Origin of the sequence: Micromonospora sp. NPDC049151 (assembly GCF_040648395.1) — a bacterium.
Lineage (GTDB): Bacteria > Actinomycetota > Actinomycetes > Mycobacteriales > Micromonosporaceae > Micromonospora.
Map to the genome: position 1 here is coordinate 608,474 of NZ_JBEZDP010000001.1, position 19,528 is coordinate 628,001.

Annotated in this window: 14 protein-coding genes; 9 read left to right on the forward strand and 5 right to left on the reverse strand. The window is 72.5% G+C overall.

Features of this window, described 5'->3' with window-relative positions; all coding sequences use genetic code 11:
* Positions 1-9 precede the first annotated feature (9 nt).
* Together AB0B20_RS02935 and AB0B20_RS02940 are read right to left on the reverse strand one after the other, a co-directional pair.
* Entirely contained in the window at positions 10-1,758 is a 1,749-nt protein-coding gene (locus tag AB0B20_RS02935; RefSeq protein ID WP_043325613.1) for an ATP-binding protein, read from the reverse strand.
* 429 nt (positions 1,759-2,187) lie between these two features.
* Positions 2,188-3,144 (reverse strand): pyrimidine reductase family protein, encoded by a 957-nt coding sequence (locus AB0B20_RS02940; protein WP_357467525.1) that lies wholly within the window; start codon positions 3,142-3,144, stop codon positions 2,188-2,190.
* A 150-nt stretch (positions 3,145-3,294) separates the two neighbouring features.
* On the opposite strand from AB0B20_RS02940, the gene AB0B20_RS02945 reads away from it, so the two are divergent.
* From AB0B20_RS02945 to AB0B20_RS02970, 6 genes are all read left to right on the forward strand, one after another.
* Entirely contained in the window at positions 3,295-3,840 is a 546-nt protein-coding gene (locus tag AB0B20_RS02945; RefSeq protein WP_357467528.1) for a plasmid pRiA4b ORF-3 family protein, read from the forward strand.
* A gap of 329 nt (positions 3,841-4,169) precedes the next feature.
* On the forward strand, positions 4,170-5,489 hold the full coding sequence (locus AB0B20_RS02950; protein WP_357389985.1) for an extracellular solute-binding protein: 1,320 nt from the start codon (positions 4,170-4,172) through the stop codon (positions 5,487-5,489).
* 119 nt (positions 5,490-5,608) lie between these two features.
* Entirely contained in the window at positions 5,609-6,589 is a 981-nt protein-coding gene (locus AB0B20_RS02955) for a sugar ABC transporter permease (RefSeq protein ID WP_357389983.1), read from the forward strand.
* A 105-nt stretch (positions 6,590-6,694) separates the two neighbouring features.
* A complete protein-coding gene (locus AB0B20_RS02960) occupies positions 6,695-7,495 on the forward strand; it encodes a carbohydrate ABC transporter permease (protein ID WP_030274682.1) in 801 nt (266 codons plus the stop codon).
* The gene (locus AB0B20_RS02965; RefSeq protein ID WP_357389981.1) at positions 7,492-8,925 is read left to right on the forward strand and encodes a GH1 family beta-glucosidase; all 1,434 of its coding nucleotides are present in this window, start codon (positions 7,492-7,494) and stop codon (positions 8,923-8,925) included. Before AB0B20_RS02960 ends, AB0B20_RS02965 begins: the two co-directional genes overlap by 4 nt.
* Before the next feature lie 83 nt (positions 8,926-9,008).
* Positions 9,009-10,055 (forward strand): LacI family DNA-binding transcriptional regulator, encoded by a 1,047-nt coding sequence (locus AB0B20_RS02970; protein WP_357389979.1) that lies wholly within the window; start codon positions 9,009-9,011, stop codon positions 10,053-10,055.
* 22 nt (positions 10,056-10,077) lie between these two features.
* Here AB0B20_RS02970 and AB0B20_RS02975 read toward each other — a convergent pair whose 3' ends face one another.
* Positions 10,078-11,289, reverse strand: coding sequence for an acyl-CoA dehydrogenase family protein (locus AB0B20_RS02975; protein ID WP_357467531.1), 1,212 nt, complete (start codon positions 11,287-11,289; stop codon positions 10,078-10,080).
* A complete protein-coding gene (locus tag AB0B20_RS02980) occupies positions 11,289-12,362 on the reverse strand; it encodes a phosphotransferase family protein (protein WP_357467535.1) in 1,074 nt (357 codons plus the stop codon). The genes AB0B20_RS02975 and AB0B20_RS02980 overlap by 1 nt, the downstream gene beginning before the upstream one ends.
* A 149-nt stretch (positions 12,363-12,511) precedes the next feature.
* Between AB0B20_RS02980 and AB0B20_RS02985 the strand changes: the two genes are divergently transcribed.
* Positions 12,512-13,216 (forward strand): amino acid-binding protein, encoded by a 705-nt coding sequence (locus AB0B20_RS02985; protein ID WP_357389973.1) that lies wholly within the window; start codon positions 12,512-12,514, stop codon positions 13,214-13,216.
* Between the two features lie 80 nt (positions 13,217-13,296).
* Positions 13,297-14,385 carry a GNAT family N-acetyltransferase gene (locus tag AB0B20_RS02990; protein WP_357389971.1) on the forward strand — a complete coding sequence of 363 codons (1,089 nt, stop codon included), beginning with the start codon at positions 13,297-13,299 and terminating at the stop codon, positions 14,383-14,385.
* A 175-nt stretch (positions 14,386-14,560) separates the two neighbouring features.
* Here AB0B20_RS02990 and AB0B20_RS02995 read toward each other — a convergent pair whose 3' ends face one another.
* Positions 14,561-16,126: an aldehyde dehydrogenase family protein gene (locus AB0B20_RS02995; RefSeq protein ID WP_357467539.1), complete on the reverse strand. Its 1,566-nt coding sequence runs from the start codon at positions 16,124-16,126 to the stop codon at positions 14,561-14,563.
* A 427-nt stretch (positions 16,127-16,553) separates the two neighbouring features.
* On the opposite strand from AB0B20_RS02995, the gene AB0B20_RS03000 reads away from it, so the two are divergent.
* Positions 16,554-19,421: a glycoside hydrolase family 9 protein gene (locus AB0B20_RS03000; RefSeq protein ID WP_357467542.1), complete on the forward strand. Its 2,868-nt coding sequence runs from the start codon at positions 16,554-16,556 to the stop codon at positions 19,419-19,421.
* Positions 19,422-19,528 lie beyond the last annotated feature (107 nt).

Sequence of the window (19,528 nt, forward strand, 5' to 3'; positions counted from 1 at the left end):
GGGTGCCGCCTAGAACGGGATGTCGTCGTCGGAGGAGCCGGAACCGACCACCGCGAACGGGTCGGCGGCCTGGGTGATCGACCGTAGCGTCTCCGAGGGCGCGCGGCCCGCCTCCGAGACCCGGGTGGCCCACGCCGGGAACGGGAACTCCAGGCACAGCGGCACCGGGATGTCCGGCTGGTTGACGAACATGGTGCCCGGCTTGGCCAGCAGCGCCCGCTGCCGCTGGGCGGGCGGCAGGAAGCCGTACTCCGGGCGGGACGCCTCGGCCGGGTCGAGCCGGCCGACCACCCGGATCGCCGAGTTGGTGACGATCCGCCGTTCCACCTCGCTCGCGGTCTGCTGCGCGCCGACCAGGATCACGCCCAGCGAGCGGCCCCGCTCGGCGATGTCGAGCAGCACCTCCTTGATCGGCGACGAGCCCTCGCGCGGCGCGTACTTGTTCAGCTCGTCGAGCACGACGAACAGCAGCGGCTTGGCGGTGCCGGCCTTCTCCTTGCGCTCGAACTCGCTCTTGAGCGTCACGCCGACCACGAACCGCTGCGCGCGGTCCGGCAGGTTGTGCAGGTCGACGACAGTGACCTGGGCGCTCTCCGCCGTGTTGATCGAGTGCGGGCGACGGGTCGCGAGGTCGCCCCGGATCAGCCGGCCCAGGTCCTTCTTGCTGCCGATGAGCCGGCGGGCGAACGCGTTCACGGTGCCCAGCCCGACCGCGCTGCCGGCCCACTCGCCGCGCGTCTCGTCGTCGTTGAGCTGCTCGACCACGTGGTCGACCAGATCCGCGTACGAACCGAGCCGCACCCCGTCGATGCTCACCCCGCCGTCGGCGGGCTGGGCGTAGCGGGCCAGGTGCGCGGCCACCGAGTGGACCACCATCGTGTACTGCTGGCGCTCGTCGTCGGCGTCGGCGAACACGTACGGCAGCAGCCTATCGGCGCAGAACTCGGACAGCGTCCAGTAGAAGCTGTCCACCCCGGTGAGCCGGCTGCTCACATCCGGCGTGCCCGAGGAGTCGCCGACCCGCGGCGGGGCATAGACCCGCACGTCCGGGAACGCCCCGGCGTCCAGGCCCAGCTTCGCGTACGCCGCCCGGGTCGGGTCGTCGAGCCGGCTGTTCGGGTGGTCGAGGAAGAGCAGGTCCTCGCCCTTGACGTTGAAGATCAGCGCCTTGGCGTTGACCGCGTCGCCGCCCAGCACGCCGGAGCGGAACACCGAGTAGAGCAGGAACGTGGCGAAGCTGGTCTTGGTGGCGACACCGGAGATGCCGGAGATCGACACGTGCGCGCCCCGGGTGCCGTCGAGGAAGTCGGCGTTGAGGTAGACCGGCACGCCGTCGCGGCCCATCCCCATCGGGATCCGCCGCTCCATCCGGTCGAAGTGCAGCGCCCGGGCCCGCGCGTCGCCCTCGGCCCGGTGCACCACCGCGCCCGGCGTGGGCGGCACGTAGAACTCCGGGTCGACCCGCGTCGTGGTCACCTCGGCCGCCTCCTGCACCTGCGCCGGCAGCGTGCCGTCGGCGATGGCGAAGACGTCGGAGTCGAACTGCGCCCCCTCGTGCCGGGCACGTACCTGGGTCACCACCCCGGCGATCGTCACCGGCTCACGGTCGGGCAGGTCGCGGCGGGTCACGACCACGTCGTCCAGTTGCAGGTAGCTGCCCGGCGCGACAGCGGTCCAGAAGGTGAGCGGGGTGGCGTCGGCGGTGCCGAGCACCCGGCCGACACCCTCGCCGGGCCCGTCGAGCTGGTCGTCGGTCATCGGCGGTCTCCGGTCGGCTGGTCGTACCGTTGGCGGTGCACGTCGTGCATCCTGCCCGAGGGATGCGACAGGTTGCCACGCGACGCGGCGGACGCCACGCCACCCGTGCGCCGAACGGTAGCCGCCCGAATCCGCCCGACCACAGTGCGTGCGTTTCCTCCACGTTCGCCCCTCCGTCGCCGGCCGGCCGCCGCCGTCGCCGCCGGTTCCGGACGGCCCGCCCGCTGACGGTCAGCAGTGCCGCCGGGTCCACCGAGAGGGCGTCGGGCGTCGCGCGGTCAGATCCAGTCGCGCGGGTGGAACACAGGGGTGTCTCCGCCGGCCCATGACACCCATCGCGTTCCACCCGTCGTCCGCCCACCCGGCATGCACCGCTTCCGCCCGCATCTTCCTGAAGAGCGGGAGTCGTGTCCCGCGTGCCGTCTGCCATCAGGCGGCGGGGGCGGCGCCTGCGGGTGGTGTCTGGGCGGGGTCGCGTGCGTAGCGCAGCATCAGCACGCCGTCGGCGGCGGCCAGCACGTGCCGCAGCGGCAGGTGGCGCGGGACGCTGGCGTCACCGGCGGTGATCCGGCCCGTGCCGGCGCCGGCGAGCAGCGGCGCCACGGTCAGGCACAGCTCGTCCACCAGGCCGGCGGCGGTGAGCGCGCCGAACAGGTGCGGGCCGCCCTCGCAGAGCAGCTGGTCGAGCCCGCGCCGGCGCAACTCGGCCAGCCCGGCGACGAGATCGACCCGCCCGGAGCCGCTGGCCCGCCCGGCGTCGTCGCCCTGCCCGGAGCCGCCCGTCCGTCCGGAGCCGCCCGTCCGTCCGGAGCCGCCCGTCCGTCCGGAGCTGTCGGCGCGGCCGCTGGCGTCCGGCCGGGCGGCACCGCCAGTCCGGCCGGAGCTGTCGCCTCGGCCGGTCTCGTCGGTGCCGCAGCGGATGACGTCGGCCACGTCGGTCAGGCCGGGCGGCGGTACGGCGTCGGCGTGGGTGAGCACGATCGGCCGGACCGGGGCGTCGGCGAAGGCGGCCTGCGCCGGGTCGAGGTCGAGCGAGCCGGAGACGACCACGAGCGTCGGGTACTCGGCCAGTCCTCGCTCGCGGCGCCAGGCCCGGCGGTCCGGGCTCAGCCGCACCGCCCGGTAGCCCTCGTGCCGTAGCGTGCCGGCGGCCACCACGAGGGCGTCGCAGAGCATCCGCAACAGCCCGAAGACCCGCTTGTCCGGCTCGCCGGAGAGCCCGGCGGAGTAGCCGTCCAGAGTGACCGCGCCGTCGGCGCTGGCGACGAAGTTGACCCGTAGGTGCGGGTGGTCCGCCCGGTCGTAGAGCGCGGTGAGCTGCGGATCGGTGAGCGCGCCGGTGGCGGGTGCGGGCCAGATCCGTTCGATCGGGGTTCCGACGCTCATTCGCCGGCCGGACCGGTGACCGGAGGGGTGGGTTCGGGGGTACGGTGCTGGCAGTCGCACCACTTCCGGCCGGGACAGTCGTCGTGCCGCCGTTCCCGGCAGGCTCGGCAGATCATGCAGGCAGCCTATGCCCAGGAAGGACGGGACGTCGTGTCGCGTCAGATCTTCCAGCTCACGGTGTCGCTGGCCGGTGTCCGGCCGCCGGTGTGGCGGCGGGTTCTGGTGCCCGGCGGCTACACCCTGGACCGGCTGCACCGGGTGATCCAGCACGCGATGGGCTGGCGCGACTGTCACCTGCACTCGTTCGACGTCGGCGGCCGGCAGTACGGCGAGCCCGACCCGGACGGCGAACCGGCGCTGCGCGACGAGCTGGACGTCCGGCTGGACGCGCTGGTCGGCAAGGGCGACCGGTTCCGCTACACCTACGACTTCGGCGACTGGTGGGAGCACGACCTGGTGGTGGAGGACGCCTGCGCCGCCGACCCGGACGAGAGCTACCCGGTCTGCCTGGACGGCGAGCGCGCGTGCCCGCCCGAGGACGTGGGCGGTCCGGCCGGTTACGCGGTCATGCTGGCCGCGCTCGCCGATCCGGGGCATCCGGAGCACCTGACCATGCGCGAGTGGGCCGGCTCGGCGTTCGACCCGGCCGCATTCGATCCGGCCCGCGCCACAGTCCTGCTGCGCCGCTGCTGCTGACCGCAGCGCCGCCGAGCCGCCGAGCCGCTGAACGCAGCGCCGCCGAGCCGCCGCAGCGCCGGCCGTTGCTGGCCCGCGGCGCCGGCCGCCGGTGACGACGGGGCAGGCAGTGCCGCTGACAGCGGCCTCCGCCGAGGGCCCGGGCGTCCACGCGGTAACGAAATGGGAACGCTCCCAACGGTCTATTGACACCCCTGTCACCTCCCGGCAACCTCATGGGAGCGCTCCCGAGAGTGGTGCGGATCTCCCTCCTGCCCGCTCCGGCCCGCGCGACACGCACCCCCCACCACACAGCAGATATCGCCTCACCACCGAAAGAGGGGTCTCGGATGAGCGTCCCAATCCGTCGTCGGCGGTTCGCGGCCATCGCGCTCGCGTCCGTCGTCGTGCTCGGCACCACCGCCGCCTGCGGCGACGACTCGGACAGCGGCGACAGCGGCAGCGGCAGCGGCCCGGTCACGCTGGTCGTCGACGTCTTCGGCGACCAGGGCTTCGGCTACGAAGAGCTGTACAAGCAGTACGAGTCGGAGCACCCGAACGTCAAGATCCAGGAGCGGGGCAAGGGCCTCGGCCTCGGTGACTACAACACCCGCCTGACCCAGCAGATCACCGCGGGTTCGGGCGCCGGTGACGTGGTGGCCCTGGAAGAGGGCACCATCGTCCAGTTCTACGCCCAGGCCGACAAGTTCGTGAACCTGGCCGACCACGGCGCGAACGACCTCAAGGGCAACTTCCTGCCGTGGAAGTGGGAGCAGGGCACCACCCCCGACGGCAAGGTGCTGGGCCTCGGCACCGACGTCGGCTCGATGGCGCTGTGCTACCGCAGCGACCTGTTCAAGGCCGCCGGGCTGCCCACCGACCGCGAGCAGGTCGGCGCGCTCTGGCCCACCTGGGACAAGTTCATCGAGGCCGGCCAGACGTTCGCCGCCGCCGACAAGAAGCACAAGTTCGTCGACTCGGCGACCAACTTCTACAACGTCGTGCTGATGCAGATCGCGGGCCAGGGCAGCGGCTACACGTACTACGACAAGAGCAACAAGATGGTCATCGACCAGAACCCGGACGTGAAGACCGCGTACGACCTCACCACCAAGATGATCGCCGCGGGGCTGTCCAACAACCTCCAGTCGTTCTCCAACGAGTGGAACGCCGGCTTCAAGAACGGCACCTTCGCCACCATCGCCTGCCCCGCCTGGATGACCGGTGTCATCAAGGGCCAGGCCGGTGACGCGGCGGCCGGCAAGTGGGACATCGCCAAGGCGCCGGGCGCCGGTGGCAACTGGGGCGGCTCCTTCCTCGGCGTGCCGAAGTCGAGCAAGCACCAGAAGGAGGCCGCGGAGCTGGCCAAGTTCCTGACCAGCGCCAAGGGTCAGATCGGCGCGTACAAGGCGGTCGGCAACCTGCCCTCGAACCCGCAGGCGCTCACCGACCCGGCCGTGGCCGACTCGACCAACGACTACTTCAGCAAGGCCCCGGTCGGCAAGATCTTCGCCGCCGGCGCCACCGAGCTGAAGCCGGTCTACCTCGGCCCGAAGAACAACGCGGTCCGCACCGCTGTGGAGAACAGCCTGCGCGCCGTGGAGCAGGGCAAGTCGGCCGGCGAGCAGTGGCAGGCGGCCCTGAAGAACGGTGCGGCCGCCGGTAAGTGACCGGTTGAGCCGCCCGCGGGTGGCGTCGGCAGCCCCGGCTGCCGGCGCCACCCGCGGTGCCCGCAGAGTCCGGCGTCGCCCGTGTGGCGGGTGACGCCGGCCGAGGAGAAGGACTCCCCATGAGCCTCGACCTGCACGCCGCGGCGCCGCCCGAACCCGGCCCGCCGCGCGCCGCTCGTCACACGCGCCGCCGTTCCGCCTCACTGACGCGCCTGGACCTGAAGTACTCGCCGTACCTGTACGTCCTGCCGTTCTTCGTGATCTTCGCCGTGTTCGGCGTGTACCCGATCGCGTACACGGTCTGGATCGCGCTGACCGACCGGTCGCCGCTGAACTCGACCATCTCCTTCGTCGGGATGGACAACTTCGTCGAACTGATCACCCAGGACCCGCAGTTCTGGAACGCGGTGGTCAACACCTTCGGCATGTTCCTGCTCTCCACGGTGCCGCAGTTGCTGCTGGCGCTGATGCTCGCCAACGCGCTGAACCGGAAGCTGCGCGCGCAGACGTTCTTCCGGATGGCGATCGCGATGCCGATCATCACCTCGACCGCCGTGGTCGCGCTGATCTTCTCGATGATCTACGCCAAGGACTTCGGCCTGGTCAACTGGCTGCTCGACAGCGTCGGCCTGGACCCGATCGACTGGCGGGCGAACCGCTTCGCCTCCTGGTTCGCCATCTCCACCATGGTGGACTGGCGCTGGGTCGGCTACAACGCGCTGATCTACCTGGCCGCCATGCAGTCGATCAGCAAGGACATGTACGAGGCCGCGGCGCTGGACGGCGCCTCCCGGCGGCGTCAGTTCTGGTCCATCACGGTCCCGCAGCTGCGCCCCACGATCATCTTCACGCTGATCATCTCCACCATCGGCGGCCTGCAGCTGTTCACCGAGCCCCTGCTGTTCACCAGCGGCTCGGGTGGTCTCTCCGGCGGTTCGGAGGGCCAGTTCCAGACCATCACGATGTACCTGCTCGACGTGATGAACCAGCGCTTCCGGTGGGGGTACGCCGGGGCGGTCGCGCTCGTGCTCTTCGTGCTCATCGCGTTGATGTCGGCGATCAACTACCTGCTCGCCCGCCGCATCAGCTCCGACAAGTGAGGTGACGAGATGACGACCACCGCCGTCCGCCCGCCCACCCGGCAGAACCCGCCGGTGAAGACCACCCACCGGGCCGAGCGGCTCTGGAAGGCCAGCCCGCTCACCATGATCGGCCTGATCTTCGGCGTGCTGCTCTCCCTGTTCCCGTTCTACTGGATGATCGTGATCGCCAGCCGGACGAACGACGCGGCCAACTCCTGGCCGCCGCCGTTCCTGCCCGGCGGCAAGCTCGGCGAGAACATCGAGCGGGTGCTCGCCAACAGCGACGCCAACATCGTCAAGGGCCTGATGAACTCGTTCCTGGTCTCCGGGACGATCACCGTCGCGACGGTGTTCTTCGGCTCGCTGGCCGGCTTCGCGTTCGCCAAGCTGCGCTTCCGGGGCAAGAACGCGCTGCTGCTGATCATCCTCACCTCGATGATGGTGCCGATCCAGCTCGGCGTGCTGCCGCTGTACATCCTGATGGCCAAGCTCGACTGGCTGAACACCATGCCGTCGGTGACCGTTCCGTTCCTGATCGGCGGCTTCGGCATCTTCATGATGCGCCAGTACGCCGAGCAGGCGGTACCGAACGAGTTGATCGAGGCGGCCCGGGTGGACGGCTGTTCCACCTGGCGGGTGTACTGGCACGTGGTGGCGCCCGCGCTGCGTCCGGCCGCCGCGGTGCTGGGTCTGCTGACCTTCATGGAGCAGTGGAACCAGTTCTTCTGGCCGTTCGTGGTGCTGGCGGACCCGTCCAACCCGACCGTCCAGATCTCGCTGCGCAGCCTCAACACCGCCTACTTCGCCGACAACTCGCAGATCTTCGCCGGTACGTTGATCGCGACCCTGCCCCTGTTCGTCGTGTTCGTTCTGTTCGGCCGCCAGATCATCGGCGGCATCATGGAAGGCGCCGTCAAGTCGTGAGCAACCCAGCAAGCCCACCCGCCGTCGGCGTCCTCGACGCCGGTCCGGCCCTCACCTTCCCGCCCGACTTCCTCTGGGGCGCGGCCACCGCCGCGTACCAGATCGAGGGCGCGGCGACGGAGGGCGGCCGTGCCCCGTCGATCTGGGACACCTTCAGCCACACCGAGGGCCGGACGGTGGCCGGGCACACCGGCGACGTGGCGTGCGACCACTACCACCGGATGCCTGACGACGTGCGGCTGATGGCCGACCTGGGCCTGCGGTCGTACCGCTTCTCGGTGAGCTGGCCGCGGGTGCAGCCGGGCGGCACGGGCGGGATCAACCAGGAGGGCATGGACTTCTACCGCCGGTTGATCGACGAGCTGCTCGGCCACGGCATCGAGCCGTGGCTGACGCTCTACCACTGGGATCTGCCGCAGCCGCTGGAGGACGCGGGCGGCTGGCCGGCCCGGGACACCGCCGGCCGCTTCGCCGAGTACGCCCACCTGGTCGCCGAGGCGCTCGGTGACCGGGTGAAGTACTTCACCACGCTGAACGAGCCGTGGTGCTCGGCGTTCCTCGGCTACGGCTCCGGCGTGCACGCGCCGGGCCGCCGGAACGGCGCGGACGCGGTCCGGGCCGGGCACCACCTGATGCTCGGTCACGGCCTGGCCGTGCAGGCGGTACGCGCGGCCCGCCCGGAGGCGCAGCTCGGCATCACCGTCAACCTCTACCCGGTCACCCCGGCGAGCGAGTCGGCGGCGGACGCCGACGCGGCCCGGCGGATCGACGCGCTGGCGAACCGGTTCTTCCTCGACCCGGTGCTGCGCGGCGCGTACCCGGCGGACCTCGTGGCGGACCTGCGCGGTGTCACCGACATGGGGCACGTGCGCGACGGCGACCTGGCGACCATCTCCACGCCGCTGGACATGGTCGGCGTCAACTACTACAGCCGGCACGTGGTCGCCGCGCCGGTCGAGGGCGCGGAGCCGGAGCCCTACTGGCGGGCACCGTCCTGCTGGCCGGGCAGCGAGGACGTCCGGTTCGTCACCCGGGGTGTCCCGGTGACGGACATGGACTGGGAGATCGACGCACCGGGCCTGGTGGAGACGCTGGAGCGGGTCCACCGGGAGTACACCGACCTGCCGATCTACGTCACCGAGAACGGGTCGGCTTTCGTCGACGAGGTGGTCGACGGCCGGGTGGACGACCCGGACCGGCTGGCCTACTTCGCCGCGCACCTGCGCGCGTCGCACGCCGCGATCGAGGCCGGTGTGCCGCTCAAGGGCTACTTCGCCTGGTCGCTGATGGACAACTTCGAGTGGGCCTGGGGCTACACGAAGCGGTTCGGCATGGTCTATGTCGACTACGACAGCCAGGCCCGGATCGCGAAGTCCAGCGCCAGGTGGTACGCCGACGTGATCCGACGCAACGGACTGCCCGCACAATAAGCTGGGCCAGCCAGTAACGGGCGGCCCGGCGCCGACGCCCCAATCGGTGCCGGGCCCGCCCGACCGTCGGAGGAGCACAGACGATGACAACGCAGCGCACCCGCTCGCTCGGGCGTCCGACCCTCGACGCGGTCGCGGCCCGCGCCGGCGTCGGGCGCGGCACGGTCTCCCGCGTGGTCAACGGGTCGCCGCAGGTCAGCCCGGAGGCTCGGGCCGCGGTCCAGCAGGCCATCGCCGAGCTGGGGTACGTGCCGAACCGCGCCGCCCGTGCGCTGGTCACCCAGCGGACCGACTCGGTCGCCCTGGTCGTGTCCGAGTCGGGGGAGCGGGTCTTCACCGAGCCGTTCTTCGCGGCCATCGTCCGGGGTGTCAGCTCCGGGCTGGTGGAGACGCCGATGCAGCTCTGGCTGGCCATGGTGCAGTCGCCGATCGAGCGGGAACGGGTCGAGCACCACCTGACCAACCAGCACGTGGACGGCGTGCTCCTGCTCTCCCTGCACGACTCCGACCCGCTGCCCACGCTGCTGGAGGAGCGCGGCCTGCCGACGGTGCTCGGCGGCCGCCCGGCCCGGATGCTGCACCCGAACGCGCAGCCGGCGTGGTTCGTCGACATGGACAACGTCGGTGGCGCGCGGCAGGCGGTGGAGCACCTGTTCCGCAAGGGCCGCCGGCGGGTCGCGACCATCGCCGGCCCGCAGGACATGGGCGCCGGCCTGGCCCGGCTCTCCGGCTACCAGGAGGCCGTGCGCGCGGCCGGCGGCCGGGTCGATCCGAGTCTGATCGCGTACGGCGACTTCAGCGAGGGCAGCGGCACCGCGGCCATGCGCCGGCTGCTCGACGTCTGCCCGGAACTGGACGCCGTGTTCGTCGCCTCCGACCTGATGGCCTTCGGCGCGCTGCGCGCGTTGCGCGAGGCCGGCCGCCGGGTGCCCGAGGACGTGGCGGTGATCGGTTTCGACGACGCCCCGATCGCGCGCCAGGCCGAGCCGCCGCTGACCACCGTGTTCCAGCCGGTGGAGGAGATGGGCCGGCAGATGGCCCGGCTGCTGGTCTCCCGCATCCGCGGCGAGGAGGTCCCCTCCCCGCACGTGCTGCTGGACACCGAACTGATCCACCGGGCCTCCGCCTGACAAACCCCCTCGGCTGAGCCGGTCAGGCCCAGCGGCGCAGCTCGCGCCGGGCCAGCGACGCGCGGTGGACCTCGTCCGGACCGTCGGCCAGGCGCAGCGTGCGGGCCTGCGCCCACAGCTCGGCCAGCGGGGTGTCCTGGCTGACCCCGGCCCCGCCGTACGCCTGTATCGCCTTGTCGATCACCCACTCGACCATCAGCGGCGTAGCGATCTTGATGGCCTGGATCTCGGTGTGCGCGCCCTTGTTGCCGACGGTGTCCATCAGCCACGCGGTCTTCAGCACCAGCAGGCGGGCCTGCTCGATCCGGACCCGCGACTCGGCGATCCACTCGCGTACCACGCCCTGCTCGGCGAGCGGGCGGCCGAACGCGACCCGGTCGAGCACCCGGCGGCAGAGCAGTTCCAGGGCCCGCTCGGCCATGCCGACCAGGCGCATGCAGTGGTGGATGCGGCCGGGGCCGAGCCGGGCCTGGGCGATGGCGAACCCGGTGCCCTCCTCGCCGACGAGGTTCTCCGCCGGCACCCGCACGTCGGTGAAGTCGATCTCGGCGTGGCCGCCGTGCGGGGCGTCGCTGTAGCCGAAGACCCGCATCCCGCGCCGTACCGTCACGCCGGGGGTGTCCCGGGGGACCAGGATCATGCTCTGCTGGCGGTGCCGCTCGGCGTCCGGGTCGGTCTTGCCCATCACGATGAAGATCTCGCAGCGCGGGTCCATCGCTCCGGACGACCACCACTTGCGGCCGTTGATCACGTAGTGGTCGCCGTCGCGGGTGATCCGGGTGCCGATGTTCGTCGCGTCGGAGGAGGCCACGTCCGGCTCGGTCATGCAGAACGCGGACCGGATCTCGCCGGCGAGCAGCGGCATGAGCCACTGCTTGCGCTGCTCCTCCGAGCCGAACTCGGCCAGCAGTTCCATGTTGCCGGTGTCCGGCGCGGCGCAGTTGAGCGCCTCCGGGGCCAGGTGCGGGCTGCGGCCGGTCAGCTCGGCCAGCGGCGCGTACTGCAGGTTGGTCAGCCCGGCGCCGTAGCGGGCGTCCGGCAGGAACAGGTTCCACAGCCCGCGCTCCCGCGCCTGCGCCTTCAGCTCCTCCATCACCGGCGGGCGGGCCCACGGGTCGCCGGCCGCGAGCACCTGCTCGTGGTGCACCGGCTCGGCCGGGTAGACGCACTCGGTGAGGAACGCCTCCAGCCGCTGCCGCAGTTCGACAGTGCGGTCGTCGTACGCGAACTCCATCAGCTCTCCCTCACCGCGCGCAGCCCGTGTGCCACGAGCGGCGCCACCATGTCGCCGATCCGGTCGAAACCCTCGCCCAGCGTCTGCCCGAGCGTGTGCCGGTAGTGGATGCCCTCGCAGATCACCGCGAGCTTGAAACAGCCGAGTGCCACGTGCCAGTGCAGCGGGCCGACGTCGACGTCGCTGCGCCCGGCGTACCGCTCGATCAGTTCGGCGCCGGTGGGGAAGCCGGCGCGCGGCCCGATGCCGTCGGCCACCGGGTTGCCCTCGCCGTGGTCGCTGTCGCCGAGCACGTCCCAGTACGTCAGCAGCAGGCCGAGGTCGGCCAGCGGGTCGCCGAGGGTGGCCATCTCCCAGTCGAGCACGGCCCGCACGGCCACCGGGTCGACGGTGGCGAGGAGGTTGTCCAGCCGGTAGTCGCCGTGCACGATCCGGCCGGCGTTGGCGCCCTCGGGCACGCTGGCGGCCAGCGCGTCGCGCAGCTGGTCGATGCCGGGCAGTGGCCGGCTGCGGGACCGGTCGAGCTGGCCGGCCCAGCGGCGTATCTGCCGGGCCAGGTAGCCCGCCGGGCGGCCGAAGTCGGCGAGCCCCACCTCGGCCGGCTCGACCCGGTGCAGCGTGGCGAGCGTGTCCATCATCGCCATCGCGAGGTCGCGCCGCTGCGCGTCGGTGAGCGTGTCGGTCTGCTCCCGCCGCCGGTAGACCTCGCCGCCGACCTTCGCCATCAGGTAGAACGGCGCGCCGATGACATGGTCGTCGGCGCAGAGCAGCAGCGCTTCCGGCACCGGTACGCCGGTCGGCGCGAGCGCCGAGATCACCCGGTGCTCGCGGACCATGTCGTGCGCGGTGGCCAGCACGTGCCCCAGCGGCGGCCGGCGCAGCACCACCTCGCGGTCGCCGGCGCGCAGCAGGTAGGTGAGGTTGGACTTGCCGCCGGCGATCAGCCGGGCCGACAGCGGCCCGCTCAGGTCCGGCCGGTGGACGGCCAGATGGGCGGCGAGCCGGTCGAGGTCGAGCCCGCGCGGGGCGGGACCGGTCGAGGGCGCGGCGACATCGGCGGCCGGATCGGTCATCCGATTAGTTGATGGCAGCTCAGCTTTGTTGTCAAGGTCGGGTTTTCCCGGCGGGACATGCCCTTGCAACAGGGGCGAAATGGTCAACCGGCAGGCTGGGCCCCAGCCTGCCGGCGCGCCGCCGGCCCGCCGAGCGGAGGGGATCAGACATGCTGCTGAGAGTTCGGGTGACCCTGCCGGACCGTCCGGGCACGCTCGGCCAGGTGGCCCGCACACTCGGCGTCTCCGGCGCGGACATCGTGCAGGTGGTCGTGCTGGAACGGCTCGGCGGCCGGGCGGTGGACGACTTCACAGTGGTCTGGCCCGGTGCGGCGCGGGTGGAGCGGATGCTCGCCGGGCTGGCCGCGATCCCCGGCGTCCGGGTGGACGGCGTGTGGCGTGCGATCGGCGCGCCCACCACCACCGGGCAGGACGCCGAACTGCTGGCCCAGGTGGCGGCCAACCCGGTGGAGGGGATGGCCACGCTCGTCGACGCGGTGCCGGGGCTCCTCGCCGCGGACTGGGCGGTGGCCGCCGTCGTACCCCTGGACTGGGCCTCACGCAGCGGCGGGGCCGGCGTCGCCGCCGTCGGGCACGCGAGCTGGCGGGCGCCGGCGCCGCCCCGGCTGCCGGAGGTGACCCCGCTGCGGGCACGCGCGATGACCAGCCCGGAGGGCCACCACTACGCGGTGGCGCCGTTCGGCCGGGCCGGGCTGGTGCTCGTGGTCGCCCGCGACCACAGCGAACCGCTCACCGCCGCCGGGTTCCACTCCACCGAGGTGGACCGGCTCGCCCAGCTCGTCCGCGCCAGCGCGGTGATCCTCGGTGACCGGCTGGACCTGGTCGGCACGCCGCCCGTGACCACGGTCACCTGACCGGACGGCCCGCGTCACCCCGGGGCAACGGGCCCGCAACAGGCGGACGGCATGGTCGGTGCCGAGGAAGGGAGACAACCATGGCGCTGTGGCGGATCCGAGCCACCGTGGACGACCGGCCCGGCTATCTGTCGGTGCTCACGGCGAGCCTCGCGTTGCGCGGGGTCAACATCCTCAGCGTGCAGGTGCACACCACCGAGGCCGGCGCGGTCGACGACTTTCTGGTCGACGCGCCCGAGCAGGTGACCGAGGCGGAGCTGCGGGCCGCCGTCGAGCGGGGCCGGGGCCGGGACTGCTGGGTCGCGCGCAGCGAGGCGCGCGGGCTGGCCGACGAGCCGACCCGGGTGCTCGGGCTCGCCGGGCGGCTGGTCCGCGACCCGGAGGCGACCGGCGCGGTGCTGCGGACGCTGCTCGGCGCGGACGCGGTGAGCTGGCGTCCGACGCCCGCCGCCGCGCCGGGCGGGGTGGGCGGCACCACGATGGTGCTCGCCGACCCGGCTGGCGGCGCCCACGAACTGCACCGCCGGGAGCCCAGCTTCACCCCGGCCGAGTACGCCCGCGCGCAGGCCCTGGTCGAGCTGGCGGCCACGCTCGCCCGGCGGGACGCCGACCGGATCACGCTGGTGCTGCCGGACGGCGGCGAGGTGTCGGTGCGGGCCGCGACCGCCGAGGACGTCCCCGGCGTACGCGACCTGCACGCCGCCTGCTCGGCGCGCAGCCGGCAGCGGCGCTACCTGAGCGGTGCGGCGGACCCGTCGCCGGCCCGGCTGCGCCGGCTGCTGGAACCGGCCCGGGGCGTGACACTGCTCGCCACGGCGGGCTCCGGCGGGGCGGCGGAGCCGGTCGTGGCGATGGCGAACCTGCTCGGCGAGGGCGACGAGGCCGAGGCGGCGCTGCTGGTCCGCGACGACTGGCAGCGCCGGGGTCTCGGCTCGGCGCTGCTGCGCCGCCTGCTGGGCCACGCCGACCGGGCCGGGTACGCCGCCGTGCTGCTGCACGTGCAGTCCGAGAACACGCCGATGCTGCGGACGCTGCGCCGGCTGGACCGGCCGGTGGCGATGGAACGCGACGGCGCCGTGCTGACCGCGACGCTGCCGCTGACCGTGCGGCAGCCGACGGATCAGTTCGCGCGCGCCGAGGCCGCGGTGCCGGCACAGCGGTCGAGTTGAGCTGACGGCCGCCGGCCGGACCACGGAGGTGCGCCGCAACGGCGCGGCACACCCGAGGGGTACGGACGGACGGCCGCAACCGGCGCGGTCACGCGCCACCAGGGCCGACCTCCGATACGGAGGACGGTGACACGGCGGGGCTCCCGATGCGGGGGCCCCGCCCGTCTGTTCGCGATCAGGTGGCCGGGTAGCTGCTGTAGTCGGGGAAGTTGCCGTAAAGCCGGCCGTCGCCGCCCACTGTGACCGCCTGCACGAGCAGGTCGCCGCCGACGAACGCGCCCTTCCAGGACGCGCCCCGGCCGCCGAACGGCTCGTCCCGGTCGCCCCGGGAGCGCGGCTTGTTGATGCCCACCTTGAAGGCCTGGAGGTCCACCGCCAGCTTGCCGGCGAGCTCCTCGTCGTCGCAGGCCAGCGACGCGACGAGCGCGCCGTTGGAGGCGTTCATCTGGGCCAGCAGCTCGTCTGTGGTGTCCACCACGACGATCGTGTCGACCGGGCCGAACGGCTCGGCGTGCATGAGGCGGGACCGGCCGGGCGGGGCCAGCAGCACGGCCGGGGCGACGTACGCGGACGTGTCCTGCCCGTCCAGGAACGGCGCCCCGCCGAGCTTGCCGCGGTGCAGCGGCACGGCGCCGCCGCGTACCGCCTCGTCGACCTTGCGCCGCAGCTCGTCGGCCTTGGCGCCGCTGATCAGCGGCCCGAAGTCCAGCTCCGGCAACGGGTCGCCGGCCCGCCACGTCTCGTCCACCGCGAGTGGATGGCCGAAGCGGATCGAGCGAACCACCGGCAGGTACATGTCGAGGAACTCGTCGACCAGGTCGCGCTGGACCACGAACCGGGGGTACGCGGTGCAGCGCTGCTTGCCGTACTCGAAGCCCTTGCGCAGGTGCGCGGCGAGCGTGTCCCACTGGGAGAAGTTCCAGATGCCCCAGGCGTTCAGGCCCTCCTGCTCGATGAAGTGCCGCTTGTCGCAGTCGAGCAGCGCGGCGGCGACCTTGCCGCCGTTGGAGCGCCCGCCGACGAACGCCACCGCGCCGATCTCCGGTGCGCGGACGAGCACCTCGGACAGCTCCTCGCCGCTGCCGGACAGCAGCGTGGCGGGCAGCCCGGCGCGGCGCATCAGCGCGTGCGCGACGGTGAGGCAGACCGCGCCGCCCTGGGAGGGGGTCTTGGCGATCACCGCGTTGCCGGCCAGCAACTGCACCAGCTCGGCGTGCACCAGCACGCTCATCGGGTAGTTCCAGGAGGCGATGTTGCTGACCGGGCCGGGCAGCGGCTCCCGGCCGTCGGCGAGCATCCGCTCGATCTCCCGCACGTACCAGCGCACGCCGTCCAGTGCGCGGTCCACGTCGGCGCAGGCCAGCCGCCACGGCTTGCCGATCTCCCAGACCAGCAGCAGGGCGAGCAGGTCGCGGTGCGCGGTGAGCGCGTCGAGCGCGTCGGTGACCCGGGCGATGCGCTCGGCCAGCGGGGTCTGCGCCCACTCCCGGTGCGCGTCGGCGGCGTGGGCGACGGCGGCGCGTGCGGTGTCGGCGTCGAGGCGGGCCAAGCCGATCAGCACGGTGTTGTCCACCGGGGTACGGACGGCGGTGGGCGTGCCGAGCGCGCGCCAGTCGCCCTGGACGAGGTTGTGCAGCGTGGTGGCGCCGTCGGGGCCGGTGCCGAACGCCTCGGGCGTGGCGGCCACCGCCCGGGCGAGCGTGTCGGACCAGGAGGTGCCCTCGGCGAGTCGTAGAGCCATCGCGATCTCCTCAGTGTCGTCCGGGGAGCGGCGGCGTCGATGGCACCGCAGGTGAGGCGTACTGTCCCGCGGGGCCGAACGGCCGGGCAACCGTACGCTCGTATGCCAGGACGGCCGAGCTGCCGCCGACCCCCTCGGGGGTGCGTTCGACACGTCGGCGATGCCCCTGAGCTGGGAAAGAACACTCTCTATATCGATTTCTATCGATAGTGTGATCCAGCTCCCGATGGTTACCCGTGAGTACGCCCGGACGTCCCGGATCAGTGCGCTCTTCCCCTGTGATGAACGGCGCATTACATTGTCGTTTATCCATGGGAGCGCTCCCGAGGCTTCCCGGATACCCACCACCACCGCCACGCGGCAGCCGGAGCCCCGAATCCCCGTCCCGCTCCGGCTGCCGCCCCGGCGCCAGCCACAGGAGCTCGCCATGCCCCGTCCGATATCGCCGCCCGGAGGCCGGTCCCGGCTCCGCCGGCTGTTCGCCGCAGGCGCCGCGCTGGCCGTCGGCCTGGCCACGGCCGTCGCCGCCCCGCCACCCGCGTCCGCCGCCGCGCAGGCCGCACCAGCGTTCAACTACGCCGAGGCGTTGCAGAAGTCGCTGTTCTTCTACGAGGCGCAGCAGTCCGGCCGTAAGCCGTCCTGGAACCGCGTCTCCTGGCGCGGCGACTCGGCGCTCACCGACGGCGCCGACGCCGGTGTCGACCTCACCGGCGGCTGGTACGACGCCGGTGACCACGTGAAGTTCGGCTTCCCGATGGCGTTCAGCGCCACCATGCTGGCGTGGGGCGCGGTCGAGTACCGCGACGGGTACGTCGCCTCCGGCCAGCTCACCCACCTGCTGAACAACCTGCGCTTCGTCAACGACTACTTCGTCAAGGCGCACGTCGCCCCGAACGTCCTCTACGGACAGGTCGGCAAGGGCGACGACGACCACAAGTGGTGGGGCCCGGCCGAGGTGATGCCGATGGCGCGGCCCGCGTACAAGATCGACGCGAGCTGTGGCGGCGCGGACCTGGCGGGGGAGACGGCGGCCGCGATGGCCGCCTCGTCCATGGTCTTCCGGCCCACCGACGCGGCCTACGCGGACAAGCTGCTCGGCCACGCCAAGCAGCTCTACACGTTCGCCGACACCGTGCGGAAGAGCTACCACGAGTGCATCACCGACGCGACGAGCTTCTACAAGTCGTGGAGCGGCTACCAGGACGAGCTGGTGTGGGGCGCGATCTGGCTGTACCGGGCCACCGGCGACGCCACCTACCTGACCAAGGCCGAGAGCGAGTACGACAAGCTCGGCACCGAGCCGCAGTCCACCACCCGCTCCTACAAGTGGACCATCGCCTGGGACAACAAGCAGTTCGGCGCTTACGTGCTGCTGGCGAACCTGACCGGCAAGCAGAAGTACGCCGACGACGCCAACCGGTGGCTGGACTACTGGACGGTGGGCGTCAACGGGCAGCGGGTGCCGTACTCGCCCGGCGGGATGGCGGTGCTCGACTCCTGGGGCGCGCTGCGGTACGCCTCCAACACGGCGTTCGCCGCGCTGGTCTACAGCGACAAGACCACCGACACCACGCGTAAGGCGCGCTACCACGACTTCGCCGTCCGGCAGATCAACTACGCGCTCGGCGACAACCCGCGCAACTCCAGCTACCAGATCGGCTTCGGCGCCAACTCGCCGCGCAACCCGCACCACCGCACCGCGCACGGCTCCTGGTGGGACAGCCAGACCGTGCCCGTCGAGACCCGCCACGTGCTCTACGGCGCGCTCGTCGGCGGCCCGTCGGCGGCAAACGACGCGTACACCGACAGCCGGTCGGACTACGTGATGAACGAGGTGGCCACCGACTACAACGCGGGCTTCACCTCCGCGCTGGCCCGGCTCGCGAACGAGTACGGCGGCAGCCCGCGCGCCGGTTTCCCGTCCGCCGAGACGCCCGACATGGACGAGATGACAGTGGAGACCACTGTCATGCAGGCCGAGCCGCGCGCCACCGGGCTCAAGGCGATCATCTACAACAAGTCCGCGTTCCCGGCCCGGGCGCTGACCACCGGTAAGTTCCGGTACTACTTCCGGCCCGACGGCACCGGCCCGGTGACGGTGACCCCCGGCTACACCCAGGGCTGCCCGTCGCCGTCGGCGGCGAAGCAGTTCTCCGGCGACATCTGGTACGTCGAGGTCGACTGCACCGGCTACACCATCGCGCCGGCCGGGCAGTCGCAGCACCGGATGGAGGTCCAGTTCAAGATCGGGGTGCCGGAGGGCGGCACCTGGGACCCGACGAACGACCCGTCCTACCAGGCCACCGCCGGGCCGAACCGCAAGGTGCCGCTCTACTCCGGCGGCGTGCGCGTCTGGGGCGAGGAGCCGGGACCGGCCACCCCGGACACCACCGCGCCGAGCGTGCCCGGCACGCCCGTGGCGTCCGCCGTCACGTCCAGCGGGCTCACGCTGACCTGGGCTGCCTCCACAGACACCGGCGGCAGCGGCCTGGCCGGGTACGAGGTGACCCGTACCTCGGCCGGCGCCGACCCGGTCGTCACCGCCTCGACCGGGACCACCCTGGCCGTGACCGGGCTGGCGCCGGAACGGACGTACCAGTTCACCGTGCGGGCGCTCGACGGCGCCGGCAACCGGTCCGCGGCGTCGGCTGCCGTCAGCGTCACCACGCCGGCCGGCCCGGCGCCGGACACCACACCGCCGACCGCGCCCGGCACGCCCACCGCCTCCGCTGTCGGTGCGACCGGCCTGACGCTGACCTGGGGGCCGTCCACCGACGCCGTCGGGGTCACCGGCTACCGCGTCTACCGCGGCGGGACCGTCCTGGTCGGCTCGACCACCGGCACCACGCTGGCGGTGACCGGGCTGACCGCCTCCACCACGTACACCTTCACCGTGGTGGCGGTGGACGCGGCCGGAAACGTGTCGCCCCCGTCGCCCGGCGTCACGGTGACCACCACGGCCCCGCCGGTCGGCGGCGGCTGCGCGGTGACCTGGACGGCGAACACCTGGGACACCGGGTTCACCGCGAACATCACGGTCGCCAACACCGGCACCACGGCGATCAACGGCTGGACGCTGGCGTTCACGTTCCCGAGCAGCGGGCAGAAGGTCGGGCAGGCGTGGTCGGCGAACGTGACCCAGACCGGCGCCGCGGTGACCGCCTCGAACCTGTCCTACAACGGGACGATCGCGGCGGGGGCGTCGACGAGCTTCGGCTTCAACGGCACGCACACCGGCAGCACCGCGAGGCCCGCCGCCTTCACCCTGAACGGTTCCGCCTGCACCGTCTCCTGACCGGTCGGCGGGGCGGACGAGGCGGCGGTGCCGGTGAGCCAGTAGACCGAGACGTCGGTGAGGACGCGATCCACGCTGACGGCCGACCCCGGGTCGGTCCACTCGGT

Coding starts and splice junctions, on each gene's coding strand:
- AB0B20_RS03000 (WP_357467542.1), top strand. CDS start 16,554: ATGCCCCGTCCGATATCGCCGCCCGGAGGCCGGTCCCGGCTCCGCCGG.
- AB0B20_RS02985 (WP_357389973.1), top strand. CDS start 12,512: ATGCTGCTGAGAGTTCGGGTGACCCTGCCGGACCGTCCGGGCACGCTC.
- AB0B20_RS02995 (WP_357467539.1), bottom strand. CDS start 16,126: ATGGCTCTACGACTCGCCGAGGGCACCTCCTGGTCCGACACGCTCGCC.
- AB0B20_RS02990 (WP_357389971.1), top strand. CDS start 13,297: ATGGCGCTGTGGCGGATCCGAGCCACCGTGGACGACCGGCCCGGCTAT.
- AB0B20_RS02980 (WP_357467535.1), bottom strand. CDS start 12,362: ATGACCGATCCGGCCGCCGATGTCGCCGCGCCCTCGACCGGTCCCGCC.
- AB0B20_RS02935 (WP_043325613.1), bottom strand. CDS start 1,758: ATGACCGACGACCAGCTCGACGGGCCCGGCGAGGGTGTCGGCCGGGTG.
- AB0B20_RS02955 (WP_357389983.1), top strand. CDS start 5,609: ATGAGCCTCGACCTGCACGCCGCGGCGCCGCCCGAACCCGGCCCGCCG.
- AB0B20_RS02940 (WP_357467525.1), bottom strand. CDS start 3,144: ATGAGCGTCGGAACCCCGATCGAACGGATCTGGCCCGCACCCGCCACC.
- AB0B20_RS02975 (WP_357467531.1), bottom strand. CDS start 11,289: ATGGAGTTCGCGTACGACGACCGCACTGTCGAACTGCGGCAGCGGCTG.
- AB0B20_RS02970 (WP_357389979.1), top strand. CDS start 9,009: ATGACAACGCAGCGCACCCGCTCGCTCGGGCGTCCGACCCTCGACGCG.
- AB0B20_RS02960 (WP_030274682.1), top strand. CDS start 6,695: ATGATCGGCCTGATCTTCGGCGTGCTGCTCTCCCTGTTCCCGTTCTAC.
- AB0B20_RS02950 (WP_357389985.1), top strand. CDS start 4,170: ATGAGCGTCCCAATCCGTCGTCGGCGGTTCGCGGCCATCGCGCTCGCG.